This is a genomic window from Porphyromonas sp. CAG:1061, from assembly GCF_000435035.1.
GTDB lineage: Bacteria > Bacteroidota > Bacteroidia > Bacteroidales > Porphyromonadaceae > Porphyromonas_A > Porphyromonas_A somerae.
Genome location: NZ_HF988922.1, coordinates 1 through 772, shown reverse-complemented (window position 1 = coordinate 772; position 772 = coordinate 1). Strand labels below are relative to the sequence as shown.

The following is a 772-nucleotide window of genomic DNA, read 5'->3' as shown; positions in this document are numbered from 1 at the left end:
CGCAAGGCCACTCCCGCCCACATTGGCAATATTACCATAGGAGGCGATGCCCCCATCGTGATACAATCGATGACCAATGTAGATACCAATGATATAGAGGCGTCGGTAGCACAGATTCTTCGACTAGAGCAAGCAGGTGCAGAGCTAGTACGCCTCACCGCCCAAGGCACCAAAGAAGCCAAGGCACTCGGTACCATTGAGGCAGAGATCAGGGCAAAAGGGGCTAAGGTCCCTCTTTCGGCCGATATTCACTTCAACCCAAGAGCGGCATACGAGGCGGCTCTCCATGTAGAGAAGGTACGCATCAACCCAGGCAACTTCTACGATCCCGCCCGAAAGTTTCAGAAGATCAACTTCACCGACGAAGAGTACCAAGCAGAGGTAGAGGCCCTTCAATCCAATTTTGAAAACTTCCTCCGCCACTGCCAAGCCCACCACACCGCACTCCGAATAGGTGTTAATCACGGCTCCCTCTCCGATAGGATCATGAGCCGGTATGGCGATACCCCTAGTGGTATGGTCGAAAGCTGTATGGAGTACCTCGAGGTGTGCCATCGCATTCACTTCCACGATGTGGTCATCTCCATCAAGAGCTCCAATCCTCTTGTGATGACCGAGACGGTACGAGCACTTATCGAGAGAATGGACCAAGCTGGCATGCACTACCCACTGCACCTAGGAGTTACCGAAGCTGGTAATGGCGAAGATGGGCGAATCAAGAGTGCTATTGGCATTGGTGCCCTACTAGCGGAAGGGATTGGCGATACCATCC

Annotated in this window: 1 protein-coding gene; it reads left to right on the top strand. The window is 53.1% G+C overall.

Features of this window, described 5'->3' with window-relative positions; genetic code table 11:
* Nucleotides 1–772 (top strand): (E)-4-hydroxy-3-methylbut-2-enyl-diphosphate synthase (ispG, locus tag QVO39_RS05905; RefSeq protein ID WP_288171836.1); only part of this gene is annotated, 772 nt, incomplete at both ends.